At 59.0% G+C, this 13,057-nt stretch carries 15 protein-coding genes; 12 read left to right on the top strand and 3 right to left on the bottom strand.

The genetic code is table 11. The features are described from left to right. Window positions 1-59 precede the first annotated feature (59 nt). Window positions 60-1,085, bottom strand: a complete 1,026-nt coding sequence (gene hemH / locus QN399_RS20375) for a ferrochelatase (RefSeq protein WP_330201525.1) — start codon at window positions 1,083-1,085, stop codon at window positions 60-62. A 13-nt stretch (window positions 1,086-1,098) separates the two neighbouring features. Then, complete coding sequence (locus tag QN399_RS20370) at window positions 1,099-2,001, bottom strand: TIGR01777 family oxidoreductase (protein WP_322278391.1); 903 nt, start codon at window positions 1,999-2,001, stop codon at window positions 1,099-1,101. A 272-nt stretch (window positions 2,002-2,273) separates the two neighbouring features. On the opposite strand from QN399_RS20370, the gene QN399_RS20365 reads away from it, so the two are divergent. From QN399_RS20365 to QN399_RS20310, 12 genes are all read left to right on the top strand, one after another. After that, complete coding sequence (locus tag QN399_RS20365; protein ID WP_323565616.1) at window positions 2,274-3,260, top strand: NAD(P)/FAD-dependent oxidoreductase; 987 nt, start codon at window positions 2,274-2,276, stop codon at window positions 3,258-3,260. After that, window positions 3,257-3,472, top strand: coding sequence for a TIGR02450 family Trp-rich protein (locus tag QN399_RS20360; RefSeq protein ID WP_322177927.1), 216 nt, complete (start codon window positions 3,257-3,259; stop codon window positions 3,470-3,472). The genes QN399_RS20365 and QN399_RS20360 overlap by 4 nt, the downstream gene beginning before the upstream one ends. A 173-nt stretch (window positions 3,473-3,645) precedes the next feature. Next, the gene (locus QN399_RS20355) at window positions 3,646-4,611 is read left to right on the top strand and encodes a DUF523 and DUF1722 domain-containing protein (protein ID WP_330201524.1); all 966 of its coding nucleotides are present in this window, start codon (window positions 3,646-3,648) and stop codon (window positions 4,609-4,611) included. A gap of 3 nt (window positions 4,612-4,614) precedes the next feature. Next, window positions 4,615-5,565 carry a MerR family transcriptional regulator gene (locus QN399_RS20350; RefSeq protein ID WP_322278389.1) on the top strand — a complete coding sequence of 317 codons (951 nt, stop codon included), beginning with the start codon at window positions 4,615-4,617 and terminating at the stop codon, window positions 5,563-5,565. 9 nt (window positions 5,566-5,574) lie between these two features. Beyond that, window positions 5,575-7,020, top strand: a complete 1,446-nt coding sequence (gene phrB / locus QN399_RS20345; RefSeq protein WP_322177924.1) for a deoxyribodipyrimidine photo-lyase — start codon at window positions 5,575-5,577, stop codon at window positions 7,018-7,020. After that, window positions 7,013-7,435, top strand: a complete 423-nt coding sequence (locus QN399_RS20340) for a nuclear transport factor 2 family protein (RefSeq protein WP_322177923.1) — start codon at window positions 7,013-7,015, stop codon at window positions 7,433-7,435. The genes phrB and QN399_RS20340 overlap by 8 nt, the downstream gene beginning before the upstream one ends. Further along, window positions 7,432-8,220: an SDR family NAD(P)-dependent oxidoreductase gene (locus tag QN399_RS20335; protein ID WP_322278386.1), complete on the top strand. Its 789-nt coding sequence runs from the start codon at window positions 7,432-7,434 to the stop codon at window positions 8,218-8,220. The genes QN399_RS20340 and QN399_RS20335 overlap by 4 nt, the downstream gene beginning before the upstream one ends. Next, the gene (locus QN399_RS20330) at window positions 8,217-9,464 is read left to right on the top strand and encodes an FAD-dependent oxidoreductase (RefSeq protein ID WP_322177921.1); all 1,248 of its coding nucleotides are present in this window, start codon (window positions 8,217-8,219) and stop codon (window positions 9,462-9,464) included. Before QN399_RS20335 ends, QN399_RS20330 begins: the two co-directional genes overlap by 4 nt. Next, entirely contained in the window at window positions 9,461-10,261 is an 801-nt protein-coding gene (locus QN399_RS20325; protein WP_322177920.1) for a DUF1365 domain-containing protein, read from the top strand. The genes QN399_RS20330 and QN399_RS20325 overlap by 4 nt, the downstream gene beginning before the upstream one ends. Further along, window positions 10,248-11,510, top strand: a complete 1,263-nt coding sequence (locus QN399_RS20320) for a cyclopropane-fatty-acyl-phospholipid synthase family protein (RefSeq protein ID WP_322278385.1) — start codon at window positions 10,248-10,250, stop codon at window positions 11,508-11,510. The genes QN399_RS20325 and QN399_RS20320 overlap by 14 nt, the downstream gene beginning before the upstream one ends. After that, complete coding sequence (locus QN399_RS20315; RefSeq protein WP_322278384.1) at window positions 11,503-12,012, top strand: DUF2878 domain-containing protein; 510 nt, start codon at window positions 11,503-11,505, stop codon at window positions 12,010-12,012. Before QN399_RS20320 ends, QN399_RS20315 begins: the two co-directional genes overlap by 8 nt. Window positions 12,013-12,098: 86 nt before the next feature. Continuing rightward, a complete protein-coding gene (locus QN399_RS20310; protein ID WP_322177917.1) occupies window positions 12,099-12,413 on the top strand; it encodes a YkgJ family cysteine cluster protein in 315 nt (104 codons plus the stop codon). Between the two features lie 15 nt (window positions 12,414-12,428). Here the strand turns inward: QN399_RS20310 and QN399_RS20305 are convergent, their stop codons facing one another. Beyond that, window positions 12,429-12,947, bottom strand: coding sequence for an acyloxyacyl hydrolase (locus QN399_RS20305; protein ID WP_322177916.1), 519 nt, complete (start codon window positions 12,945-12,947; stop codon window positions 12,429-12,431). Window positions 12,948-13,057: the final 110 nt, after the last annotated feature.

Here is a 13,057-nt window from a genome sequence, read left to right as displayed (position 1 = left end):
CACACGGATTGAGCCTGAAGTTTTCACATCGTCCGCAAAATCTTGCCCCTCACCCCCCCTCAAAGCATCAACGGCGCCCGCTCACACAGCGTATTCAGCGCCGAGGCCCAGTCAGGATCATCATTGAGGCAAGGGATCAGGACCAAGTCGTCACCACCGGCTTCGCGAAATTGCTCGCGACCACGGTCACCGATTTCTTCCAGCGTCTCGATGCAGTCAGCGACAAACGCCGGGCACATCACCAGAATCTTTTTGACCCCCTGCTGCGCCAAGACTTCAAGTCGTGCCTCGGTATACGGTTCGATCCACTTGGCCCGGCCCAGCCGTGACTGAAACGACACCGACCATTTGCCTTCGGGCAAGCCCAAACGCTCAGCGAACAGCGCCGCCGTGCGCAGGCATTGAGCGCGATAGCATGTGGCAAGCACTTCAGCAGACGCCGTCTGGCAGCAATCAGAGCCCTTGAAACAATGATTGCCCGTCGGATCAAGCTTGTGCAGATGCCGCTCTGGCAGGCCGTGGAAGCTCAACAAAAGATGGTCATGTTCCTGCTGCAAATGCGGCCGGACATGTTCCGCCAGCGCCTCAATGTATTCGGGTTGGTCGTAAAAGGGTTGCAGCACCGAGAACTGTAGCTTCAGGTGTTTCGCCCGCACGACCCGCTTTGCCTCTTCGATCACCGTGGTCACGGTGCTGTCGGCAAACTGCGGATACAGCGGCGCCAGCGTCACCTTCTGAATACCTTGGGCCGCCAGGCGCGTGAGCGTCGTCTCGATTGACGGCTCGCCATACCGCATCGCCAGCTCGACCGGGCCTTGGGTCCACTCCCTGACCATGGCTTTTTGCAAACGCTGACTCAGCACCACCAGCGGCGAACCTTCATCCCACCAGATCGAGGCATAGGCATGCGCAGACTGCTCGGGACGCTTGACCAGGATCAGTGACACCAGCAAGCGCCGAATGGGCCAAGCCAGGTCAATAACGTAAGGGTCCATCAAAAATTGATTCAGGTAGCTGCGGACATCCGCCACCTTGGTCGACGCCGGCGAACCCAGATTGACCAGCAACAGCGCGTGATCGGTCATGCAACATCCTATTTCAGTGGCGACCCAGCAAATTATCCAGGGCCGCGTGCAGATCAGTGAATTGAAAAGTGAAACCTGCCGCTTGCAATCGCAAGGGTTGCGCGCGCTGACCACCCAGCAACATCTCGGACATTTCGCCCATCAGCACGCGCAACACAGGGGCCGGCAATGGCATGAACGCTGGGCGGTGCAGCACGCCAGCCAGCGTCTTGGCGAATTCGCGATTACGTACCGGGTGCGGCGCGCAGGCATTATAAGGACCTCGTGCGTCAGGCTGGTTCAACAGAAAATCAATCAGCGCAACTTGATCGCGCAAATGAATCCACGACATCCATTGCCGACCATTACCGATGGGCCCGCCCAGACCGAGTTTGAACGGCAGCAACAGGCGCTGCAAAAAGCCACCTGGATTGGCCAACACCAACCCCGTGCGCACAATCACCACACGGATGCCCAGCTCTTCCGCACGTTGCGCGGTCTCTTCCCAGCTTTCGCACAACTGGCTGGCAAAATCCCGGATGACTGGCTGCGCGTCTTCGTCCAGCTCACGCTCGCCACCATCGCCATACCAACCCACCGCCGAGCCAGAAATCAACACCTGCGGTTTTTGTTCGCGCCGCTCCAGCCACGCGAGCAGTTGTTCTGTGAGGCCGATGCGACTGCTCAACAGCAGTAACTTGCGTTTGCGGGTCCAGGGCCTGTCGGCAATCGGCTCGCCTGCCAGATTGATCACCGCATCAACCGGCTCGGCACCCACCTCGTCAAGACGCGCAATGCCGCGGACCGAATCGCCGCAGAGCTTACCGACCTCTTCAGGCCTTCGACTCCAGACGGTGAGCTGATGACCTTGAGCCCGCCAGTGCCTGCAGAGTTGACGTCCTATCAAACCAGTACCGCCGGTCAGCAATATGTGCATGACATCTCCCTCGCGTGGCGTTCGTCGCAAATCGTTAGTCTATTAATGACAGCCCGGCGCTTTTACTCGGCGCCGTTGACCTAACAATAGGCTACCCCTGAAAACGGTGACGCTGCATGACCCGTTCGGGTAGTTGAAAAAACCCATCAGGGCGCCAGACTCAAGCTGTCGAGCCGTACGATCAGCACGAGGCAGCAAGTTATACCAAAAAACAATATTGTACAGGTTTTAACTACGGCGTAGTCTGTACGGACAAGGTAAACGAGGCCCCTATGACTGTACCCATCGCAATCATCGGCACCGGCATCGCCGGACTCTCTGCCGCCCAAGCCCTGCACGCCGCCGGGCATCCGGTTCATCTTTTCGATAAAAGCCACGGCAGTGGCGGCCGAATGTCGAGCAAGCGCAGCGATGCGGGCTCTCTGGATTTGGGCGCGCAGTATTTCACTGCTCGCGACCGCCGCTTCCTCGACGCGGTTCAGCAATGGCAAACCAAAGGCCATGTCGCTGAATGGAAGCCATTGCTCTACAACTACCACGCAGGCAAGCTCAGCCCGTCGCCGGATGAACAAGTGCGCTGGGTCGGCACCCCGCGCATGAGTGCGATTACCCGAGCCATGCGCGGCGATATGCCGGTCACCTTCTCTTGCCGGATCACTGAAGTCTTTCGCGGCGAAGAACACTGGAATCTGCAGGACGCCGACGGCATTACCTACGGCCCCTTCAGCCATGTGGTCATCGCCACGCCCGCACCGCAAGCGACAACCTTGCTGGCGGCCGCGCCGAAACTTGCTGGCGTCGCGGCCGGTGTGCAAATGGAGCCGACCTGGGCCGTGGCACTGGCGTTCGCCCCCCCCCTGCAAACCCCGATGGAGGGCTGTTTCGTGCAGGACAGCGCGCTTGACTGGCTGGCCCGCAACCGCAGTAAACCGGGACGTGACAGCGCACTCGACACCTGGGTGTTACATGCCACCAGCGCCTGGAGCAAGCAGCACCTGGACATGCCGAAGGAAGCCGTGATCGAACAATTACACGGAGCCTTCGCTGAGCTGGTCGACTGCGCCATGCCCGCCCCCGCGTTCACGCTGGCACACCGCTGGTTGTACGCACGCCCGGCAACGGCCCACGAATGGGGCGCATTGTCCGACTCGGATCTGGGTTTGTATGTGTGTGGCGACTGGTGCCTGTCGGGCCGCGTCGAAGGTGCATGGCTCAGCGGTCAAGAAGCCGCGCGCCGGCTGATCGAGCATCTGGAATGAACCGTCTCAATCCGCGTAAATTGCTGCTGTCCAAGTGGACAGCAGCCCATCCTCAACACCGTGAAAAGCATTTTCTGGTCACCGAACTGTTCTGCGACGAAGAAGGCAACGTGCTGGATATCGAATTGCAAGCCGTGCTCACCCAGCGCAGTGAGCGCTTTCCCTGGCAAACCCTGCAAAACACTGAAGCCTGGTGCCTCGGCTGGAAGTAGTGCCGCGCCAAACACCTCTCCTTACCCTCGCCTGACCCCGTCACGGAAGCCCTCTTCCTGCCAATTCGTGACAACTCCTGTACAAATAATTTGACTTGTACAAGCACGAACCTATGATGGACTTAAGTTGTACAGAAAACAGTATCTGTACAAGTCCAGCTCAGAGGTTCGTTATGACCAGCACCCCCGCCATCCACAAACCGAAGCTCGGCGTCAGCGCCTGCCTTATGGGCGTCGAAGTGCGTTTTAACGGCGGCCACAAAGAATCGCACCTGTGCACTCGAAGCCTGACTGAGTATTTCGACTTCGTACCGGCCTGCCCGGAGGTGGCCATCGGCATGGGCATTCCCCGCGAAGCCATTCGCCTGATCGGTGACCCCGCTAATCCGCAGGCGGTCGGCAGCGTGCACAGCGAATTGAACGTGACCCAGGCGCTGGCAGATTACGGCACGCACATGGCGACCGAAATGGACGACATCTGCGGCTACATCTTTATGCAAAAGTCCCCCTCATGCGGCCTGGAGCGGGTCAAGGTCTACCAGGACAACGGCGTACCGGCAACAGACGGCGGGCGGGGGATTTATGCCCAGGCTTTTTGCGCTCGGCACCCGAATCTGCCGGTGGAAGAAGACGGTCGCCTGAATGACCCGGTGCTGCGAGAAAACTTCATCACCCGCGTGTTTGCCTACGCCGACTGGCAAGCCTTGCTGTGTAACGGGCTGACCCGTCGCGGGCTGACCGAATTCCACTCACGCTACAAATACCAACTGATGGCCAACCACCCGGCGCAGTACAGAGTGCTTGGGAAGATGCTCGGTTCCATGGCCAAATCCGATCCGAATGAAGTCGGCCCGCGCTACTTCAGCGAGTTGATGAGCGCGCTGAAAAAATGCGCCACCCGTGGCACCCACACCAATGTCCTGCAGCACCTCAACGGTTATTTCAAAAAAACCATGAGCGCTGGGGACAGCCAGGAAATGCAGCGCCTGATTGCTCAATACCGCCGAGGCGTCGTGCCGTTGGTGGTGCCCTTGACCTTGCTCAAGCACCACTTGCGCCAAAACCCCGACCCGTACGTGGCCCAGCAGATTTACCTGCAACCGCACCCGGAAAATCTCAGCCTGCGAAATGCGATCTAACCCATGAACGATTCTAGCTGCGAGGCACTCGACAATGCCCCGGAATCCGGGCCCGATGCCTACGCATTGGCGCTGAAACAAGGCTGGTTGCCGATCCGTGAAGTCGCCCGACAAACCGGGGTCAACGCCGTCACCCTGCGCGCATGGGAACGGCGCTACGGACTGGTAGTGCCACAGCGCACGCCTAAAGGTCATCGCCTGTATTCGGCCGAACATGTGCAACGCATCCTGAAGATTTTGACATGGCTCAACCGTGGCGTATCGGTCAGCCAGGTCAAACACCTGCTCGACACTCAGCAGCCGGTCGCGAACAACCCTGAAAACGACTGGGACACTTTGCGCCAGGCGTTGATGCACGCGATCAGCCAACTGGACGAGCGCAAGGTCGACGAAACCGTCAACCAGGCCATGGCGCTGTACCCGCCTCGCACCCTTTGCGAGCAGCTTTTGCTGCCGTTGCTGGCAGAGCTGGAACAGTGCTGGCAGGGACAGTTCGGCGCGCAACTGGAGCGAGTATTTTTCTACTCGTGGCTGCGCAGCAAGTTGGGAGCACGGATCTACTACAACAACCGCCAACTCAAGGGCGCCCCTCTGTTACTGGTCAATCAGTCCGACCTGCCACTGGAACCGCACCTGTGGCTGACTGCCTGGCTGATCAGCAGCGCAGATTGCCCGGTACAGGTCTTCGATTGGCCGCTGCCGAACGGCGAATTGGCGCTCGCGGTGGAATACCTGCAGGCCCGCGCCCTGCTGCTGTATTCCAGCAAGGCGCTGAACCTCAGTCAATTGCCCAAGCTGCTGGGCAACATCGCCTGCCCCAAATTACTGGCCGGGCCAACGGTGTGCATCCATTTTGCCGAGCTGTCCGTATCGACCACTGAGATCGACGGATTGACGCTTGCCGAAGATCCACTGTCAGCTCAAACCGCACTGCACCAACTCGGGCTTATCTAAGGAACGACCATGCAACTGATTTGGCTGCGCAGCGACCTGCGCCTGCACGACAACACTGCCTTGACCGCCGCCATGGAGCGCGGCCCGACGGTAGCGGTGTACCTGATCAGCCCAGGGCAGTGGCAGGCCCATGACGATGCCGCCTGCAAGGTCGACTTCTGGTTGCGTAACCTGGTTGAACTGGGACAGGCGCTGAGTGCGTTGAATGTGCCGCTGTTGATCCGTTACGCCGACACGTGGGACCAGGCGCCCAAGGTGCTGCTCGATCTGTGCAAGGAGCACACCATCGCGGGCCTGCATCTCAACGACGAATACGGTATCAATGAGACGAATCGGGATCGCTCCGTCGCCGAAGCCCTGGAGCAGGCCGGAATAAATGTCTATCGCTACCTCGATCAGTTGCTCTTCAAACCCGGCAGCGTCCTGACCAAAGCCGGTAATTTTTTCCAGGTCTTCAGTCAGTTCCGCAGAGTCTGCTATTCGCGTCTGCACGAAGCCATGCCGCGCCTAGTCCACGCGCCTGAAGCGCAACACAGGCTGAATATCCACAGTGATCCCGTGCCGCATCATGTCGAGGGTTTCGCCCCACCGACGGAGGCGTTGCGCGCGCTTTGGCCCGCAGGAGAAGACGAGGCGCGTCGACGTCTCGAAGCCTTCACCGACGAACATATCGGTTACTACCAGAGCGAACGGGACTTTCCGGCAAAACCCGGCACCAGCCAGCTGTCTGCGTATCTGGTGGCTGGGGTGATATCGCCGCGTCAATGCCTGCACGCCGCGCTGATGAGCAACCACGGCGAATTCGAGACCGGCAACGTCGGCTGCGTCACCTGGATCAACGAACTGCTCTGGCGTGAATTCTACAAACATACCTTGGTCGGCTCCCCACGGGTTTCCCGACACCGCACCTTCCGCCCGGAAACCGAAGCGGTGCCGTGGCGCGACGCGCCTGAAGAATTGGCGGCGTGGCAAGAAGCCCGCACCGGCCTGCCCATTATTGATGCCGCCATGCGCCAACTGCTGGAAACAGGCTGGATGCACAACCGGCTACGGATGGTCGTCGCCATGTTCCTGACCAAAAACCTGCTGATCGATTGGCGCCTGGGTGAGCGGTTTTTCATGCAGCACTTGATTGACGGCGACCTGGCGGCAAACAACGGAGGCTGGCAATGGAGTTCGTCCACAGGGACCGACTCGGCGCCCTATTTCCGGATTTTCAACCCACTCAGCCAGTCGGAGAGATTCGACGGTGAAGGTCATTTCATCAAACGCTGGCTGCCCGTGCTGGGGAATCTGAACAAAAAAGATATCCACAACCCGGCGGCCATGGGCGGTCTGTTCGGCGTGGGCGACTACCCGAAACCCATGGTTGATTTGAGAGCAAGCCGCGAGCGTGCACTGGCTGCCTTTAAAGGCCTGCCGCATCGACAGCCTGCAGGTGGCTGCTATGAGTGACTTTCTGCGCCAGTTCGCCCAACGCTTTGCCGAACTGGATAAGCACAACCTGGATCGGCTCGGCGAGCTGTACAGCGACGACGTGGTGTTTACCGACCCCTTGCATGAAATTCATGGCCTCAAGGATGTGCACCGTTATTTCGGCGAGCTGTACGCCAACGTCAGTCAGTTGCGCTTCGATTTTTATGCGTTCGATCAACTACGCGAAGGCAAAGGCTACCTGCGCTGGACCCTGAGTTTTTGTCACCCTCGATTAAATGCCGGTCAACTGATTCGGGTTGAGGGCTGCTCACACTTGCTATGGCACGACAAGGTTTACCAGCACCGCGACTTCTTCGACGCTGGCGCCCTGCTCTATGAGCACGTGCCTGTCATGGGACGAGCCATCGCCTGGCTAAAAAGGAGATTGGTATGACGCATCCCGACGCACGACGCATCTGGCTGACCGGCGCCAGCAGTGGCATCGGCCTGGCGCTGGCCGAAGAACTGCTCAAGTCCGGCCACCGACTGGCCCTGACTGCGCGCACGCTGGGGCCGCTCGAAGCTCTGGATGAACGTTACCCGCGCCAGGTTCTGCTGGCGCCCGGCGACATCACCGACAGCGAACAGGTCAAGGTCATTGGCGAACGCATTGGCCAGATATGGGGTTCTGTGGACACCGTGATCCTGAATGCCGGCACCTGTGAATATGTCGACTGCAAACAGTTCGACGCGGCGCTGGTCGAGCGCGTAGTGCGGACCAATTTGCTGGCGAGCAGTTACTGCGTCCAGGAAGCGCTGCCACTGCTGCGCCAAGGTAGAAAACCGCACCTCGTCGCCGTCTCCAGTTCAGTGACCTACCTACCGCTGTCCCGCGCGGAAGCCTACGGCGCTTCTAAGGCAGGCCTGCGTTATCTGTTCGAAGCCTTGCGCATTGACCTGGCTCACGAAGGGATCGACGTCACCCTCATCAGCCCGGGTTTTGTCGATACACCACTGACCGCCCAAAACGATTTCCCCATGCCCATGCGCTGGCCCGTGGACAAGGCCGCCCGGCACATTGCCGAACGCCTTCAACGCCCGCGCCGCCCCTTGGAGATAGCCTTCCCCGCCGCATTCATTTTCACCCTGCGCCTATTGGCGCTACTGCCCACACGCCTGCAACTCGCGCTGGGCAAATGCATGGTTCGCTCATCGAACGCGGAGAGGAACACCCCATGAAAGTCGCGATCATTGGCAGTGGCATCGCGGGGCTGACTACCGCGTATTTGCTCAATCGCAACCACGAGATCAGCGTGTTTGAAGCCGCTGACTGGATTGGCGGTCATACCCATACCGTGGACGTGACCGTCAACGGCCAACAGCACGCCATTGATACCGGCTTCATCGTGTTCAACGACTGGACCTACCCGAACTTCATTCGCTTGCTGTCCACGCTGGGCGTGACCTTCAAGGCCACGGAGATGAGCTTTTCGGTGTGCGACCCTATTTCGGGCATTGAGTACAACGGTAATACCCTCAACAGCTTGTTTGCTCAGCGCAGCAACCTCTGTTCGCCGTCGTTCTGGGGGATGTTGCGCGACATCCTGCGCTTCAACCGCGAAGCGCTGAGCGATCTGCACAGCCAACGTATTGCAGCCGACACAACCCTCGGCGCCTACTTGAAAACCGGGGGTTACGGACAACGGTTCACTGAGCATTACATCGTGCCTATGGGGGCCGCGATCTGGTCGATGTCATTGGCCGACATGCTTTCGTTTCCTCTGCAATTTTTTGTGCGGTTCTTCAAGAATCACGGCCTGCTCTCGGTCAATCATCGGCCGCAGTGGTGTGTGGTCGAAGGGGGATCAAGCCGTTACATCGAACCCATGACAGCCTCGTTTCGCGAAAAGATTCGCCTCAACTGCCCTGTGATCCGAGTCGAGCGCGACGACATCGGCGTGCGGGTTCACAGCGCTGCGGGCAGCGAGCGTTTTGACAAGGTGGTATTTGCCTGTCACAGCGATCAAGCCTTGCACCTGTTGGCGCAACCGACACAGGCCGAACAAGACATCCTTGGCGCCCTGCCCTACGCCGATAATGATGTGGTGCTGCACACCGATATCCAGCTGTTGCCCAAGCGTCCCTTGGCCTGGGCCAGTTGGAACTACCGCCTGGGCGGTGCTGGCCAGCACCTCGCAGCAGTGACATACGACATGAACATCCTGCAAGGGATCGACAGCGACACCCGGTTTTGCGTGAGCCTGAACCAGACGGCCGCCATCGACCCGAGCAAGATCCTCGCTCGCTACCGCTACGCGCATCCGCAATACAGCCTGACTGCCGTTGCGGCGCAAGCGCGCTGGGAAGAACTGCATGGTGACAAACATACCTACTATTGCGGCGCTTACTGGGCCAACGGCTTTCATGAGGATGGCGTGGTCAGTGGCCTGCGAGTAGCCCAGGCTTTCGGTGAATCGCTGTGAACAGCGCCCTGTACAGCGGCTGGGTCGCCCATCGGCGGTTTTCGCCCAAGCCTCATGACTTCCGCTACCGGATCGGCCTGCTGTATCTGGACCTGGACGAACAGGACGCAGTGCTTGGCCTGTCACCTCTGGCCGGCAGCAGCCGTTTTGCGCCGTTTTCGTTTCGCCAAAGCGACTACCTGCACACGTACACCGGGCGCGGCGTGCCCCTGATCGATGCGGTGCGTGAGCTGGTCGGCGCCGCTCTGGGCCACACCCCCCAAGGTTCGGTTTGCCTGCTGACCCAAGCCCGTAGTTGGGGCCTGGCCTTCAACCCGGTGAGCTTCTTCTATTGCCATGAGAGCGACGGCCGACTGGCCGCGATCCTCTGCGAAGTCAGTAATACGCCGTGGCGCGAGCGTTATCACTACATCCTGCCGGCCAACGGAGCAGGCCATCAGCATTTCGCGGTGGCCAAGGCCTTCCACGTTTCGCCGTTTCTACCACCCGACCTGGAGTACCGCATGAGCTTCAGCCCTCCGGCCGAAAAGCTCGGCATTCACATGGCCGACTGGCAGGGCGAACTCAAGGTGTTCGACGCCACGCTCAACCTGCAACGCCAGGCCCTGAGCCGCGCCAGCCTGCATCGTCATTTGCTCGAGTTTCCGTGGATGACCGCCAAAACCTGCCTGGCTATCTACTGGCAAGCGTTGCGCCTGTTGATCAAACGGATGCCGATTTTCTCTCATCGGGCCGCCGACGGCGCCTACCGCATTGCCGCCGTGCAACCCAAGGAACCTCGCCATGAAAAGCAGTAGCGTATCGGCCAGCTTGAGCACCAACAACCTCACAGCGAATATTCTGCGGCGCGGCGTATTGCGCCAGCTTGCCCGCTTGCAGCGCGGGCAACTGGTGGTCATCGAGGGCGACGAGCGTCAGGTATTCGGCGCGGCCAGTGCCGTACAGCAAGCGCAGGTCCATATTCTCGACCCCACCGTCTGGGGCATGATCGCCAGCAACGGCTCGATCGGCGCGGGCGAAGCGTTTATCCATGGTTACTGGAGCACTCCCGACCTGACAATGGTGATCAGGGTTTTCGTCAGCAACCTGGAAGTGCTCGACGCCATGGAGGGGGGGCTGGCCAAACTGGGAAGACCTTTCATTCAGGCCTTGCATTGGCTCAATCGCAATACGCGCAAGGGCTCGCAGAAAAACATCGAGGCCCACTATGACCTCGGCAACGAACTGTTCGAACAGTTTCTCGATCCGACCATGATGTATTCCGCGGCACAGTTCCTCAGTCCAGATGACACCCTGGAACAGGCACAGCTGAACAAACTGGAGCGTATCTGCCAGAAACTTGACCTCAAACCCACCGATCATTTACTGGAAATCGGCACGGGCTGGGGCAGCATGGCTATTTATGCGGCGCAATATTACGGCTGTAAAGTCACCACCACTACCCTGTCAAAAGAGCAATTCGCTTACACCGAGAAGCGCATCGCCAAGATGGGTTTAAAAGACCAGGTGACACTGTTACTGAAGGACTATCGCGACCTGACCGGCCAATACGACAAACTGGTGTCCATCGAAATGATCGAAGCGGTAGGCCACCGGTTTTTGCCAACCTATTTCAAACAGTGCGCACAGCTGCTGAACAAAAACGGGCTGATGCTGCTGCAAGCGATCACCATCCGCGAGCAGCGTTACGAGCAAGCCAAAAATAGCGTCGATTTTATCCAGCGCTACATTTTCCCCGGCGGCGCTTTACCGTCGGTGCAGCGGATGCTGGAGATCGTCGGCCGTGACACCGACATGAACATCCTGCACATGGAGGATTTCGGCCTGCACTACGCGAGAACCCTGCGCCTGTGGCACGACAATTTTCGTCACGCCCACGGCTACTTGACTGAACTGGGCTATGACGATCACTTCCTGCGGTTGTGGGAGTTTTACTTGTGCTACTGCGAAGGTGGCTTCCTTGAACGGACCATCGGCACCGCGCAATTACTGCTGGCCAAACCCGACGCGCTGCCGCAACCGTTACTCGGGCGTTTCGATGCGTAGACAGCTGGCCAACGCGCTGCTGTTTCAGATCGGTTGGTTCGTCTGCGTACTGGGCGGTAACAGCCCGTGGTTACTGATCGCGGCGGGCGTGCTGTGCGTGCATCTGCTGTGGATAAGTTCATGGCAGGCGGAGGGCAAACTGCTGATCAGCGTGACGCTGGTCGGCACCTTGCTCGACAGTGCCTTGCAGACGCTAGGTGTATTCGATTTTGACAGTGGCGGGCCGTTGATCCCGCTGTGGTTGATCCTGTTATGGGCCGTATTGGCGACCACGCTCAATCACTGCCTGGCCTGGACCGCCAAGCCCTGGTGGCGCGCCAGCCTGCTCGGCGCCATCGGCGGACCGCTGTCGTATTGCGCAGGTTCGCAGATGGCGGGGGTCTATTTGCCATTGGGAGTATGGCCAAGCCTATTGTTGCTGGGGCTGATCTGGGCCGTTTTGTTTCCGTTGCTGCAAGGTCTGGCATATTTTCTGCACCCGACATACCGCCTTCACGAATAAATTCGTGTCCCACCCAGACGTGCCGAAGGCGGTGTTCTGTCAGGGGACTCACACGGGGGCTGCGCACTGGCATACACTGCGCGCCTATGACAACCATCAACATTCCATTGACCCAAATCGACGCAGAACCGGCAGTCACGTGTTCGACCTGTGCAGCCTGTTGCTGCCAGCTGGAAGTGATGCTGATCACTGATACCGGCGTGCCTGAACGTTACATCGATACCGACGATTGGGGTGGCGAGGTCATGTTGCGTCTGGATGACGGCTGGTGCGCGGCGCTGGATCGCAACACCATGATGTGCAGCATCTACGAAAAACGCCCACTGATTTGCCGCGAGTTCGAAACAGGCGAAGCGGATTGCCTGCACGAACGCCGAGGGATCGCCACGGCGTATCTGTGAAACGGCATCACGCTATTAGAAAGGCATCGTGTAGTGCAGGGCGTAACTTTCTACACCCGAGTTGACGTCATTGAGCCCGGCGTTGGAATAGTGCGTCGCACGAACCCCGACCTCATGCCCTCCGGCAAAGCGCAGACCAAACCCAAGCCGGTCTTCGAACAAAAACGACGTGCCCAATTGTTGATTTTCTACCCGAGTGCCGGAAAAAACCGCGACGCCAATACCTGCTTCCACGTACGGCTTGACGTTTTGACCCGAGAACTCATAAACCAATACCGGCGAGAACGACAGGCTGTTGTTACTGGCGCCATGGCGGCCGGCCCAGTAGGTGTAACCCCCACCCCAATAACCCGTCAGGCGACCCACGTCACTCTGTAACCAGCTTTTATCCCAGTCAAACTGTAAGCCCAAGCGATAGGTCATTGTCGATTCGCCAGTCTGACCGACCGATAACTCGACGCCCGCAGCTTCAGCGCTAACACTTTGCCCCATTAGTGCGGCCGCAATCGCAGCCAAACAAAACAGTCGCTTCATCAGAAACATCCTATTTTCGAATGCAGTTGTAGGAACTCTTTACTTATCCAGCGACGTTTTATGAACATTCGCCGTTACACGTTAGCTCAGCTCAAAGCCGGGCTCTTCGC

It is taken from the genome of Pseudomonas sp. 10C3, assembly GCF_036346185.1.
Classification (GTDB): Bacteria; Pseudomonadota; Gammaproteobacteria; order Pseudomonadales; family Pseudomonadaceae; genus Aquipseudomonas.
This window is presented reverse-complemented; position numbering and strand designations above follow the sequence as displayed.

What these genes read in the sequence shown, in the direction of transcription:
- hemH (WP_330201525.1), bottom strand. Translation starts at nt 1,085, where the DNA reads ATGACCGATCACGCGCTGTTGCTGGTCAATCTGGGTTCGCCGGCGTCG.
- QN399_RS20370 (WP_322278391.1), bottom strand. Translation starts at nt 2,001, where the DNA reads ATGCACATATTGCTGACCGGCGGTACTGGTTTGATAGGACGTCAACTC.
- QN399_RS20365 (WP_323565616.1), top strand. Translation starts at nt 2,274, where the DNA reads ATGACTGTACCCATCGCAATCATCGGCACCGGCATCGCCGGACTCTCT.
- QN399_RS20360 (WP_322177927.1), top strand. Translation starts at nt 3,257, where the DNA reads ATGAACCGTCTCAATCCGCGTAAATTGCTGCTGTCCAAGTGGACAGCA.
- QN399_RS20355 (WP_330201524.1), top strand. Translation starts at nt 3,646, where the DNA reads ATGACCAGCACCCCCGCCATCCACAAACCGAAGCTCGGCGTCAGCGCC.
- QN399_RS20350 (WP_322278389.1), top strand. Translation starts at nt 4,615, where the DNA reads ATGAACGATTCTAGCTGCGAGGCACTCGACAATGCCCCGGAATCCGGG.
- phrB (WP_322177924.1), top strand. Translation starts at nt 5,575, where the DNA reads ATGCAACTGATTTGGCTGCGCAGCGACCTGCGCCTGCACGACAACACT.
- QN399_RS20340 (WP_322177923.1), top strand. Translation starts at nt 7,013, where the DNA reads ATGAGTGACTTTCTGCGCCAGTTCGCCCAACGCTTTGCCGAACTGGAT.
- QN399_RS20335 (WP_322278386.1), top strand. Translation starts at nt 7,432, where the DNA reads ATGACGCATCCCGACGCACGACGCATCTGGCTGACCGGCGCCAGCAGT.
- QN399_RS20330 (WP_322177921.1), top strand. Translation starts at nt 8,217, where the DNA reads ATGAAAGTCGCGATCATTGGCAGTGGCATCGCGGGGCTGACTACCGCG.
- QN399_RS20320 (WP_322278385.1), top strand. Translation starts at nt 10,248, where the DNA reads ATGAAAAGCAGTAGCGTATCGGCCAGCTTGAGCACCAACAACCTCACA.
- QN399_RS20315 (WP_322278384.1), top strand. Translation starts at nt 11,503, where the DNA reads ATGCGTAGACAGCTGGCCAACGCGCTGCTGTTTCAGATCGGTTGGTTC.
- QN399_RS20310 (WP_322177917.1), top strand. Translation starts at nt 12,099, where the DNA reads ATGACAACCATCAACATTCCATTGACCCAAATCGACGCAGAACCGGCA.
- QN399_RS20305 (WP_322177916.1), bottom strand. Translation starts at nt 12,947, where the DNA reads ATGAAGCGACTGTTTTGTTTGGCTGCGATTGCGGCCGCACTAATGGGG.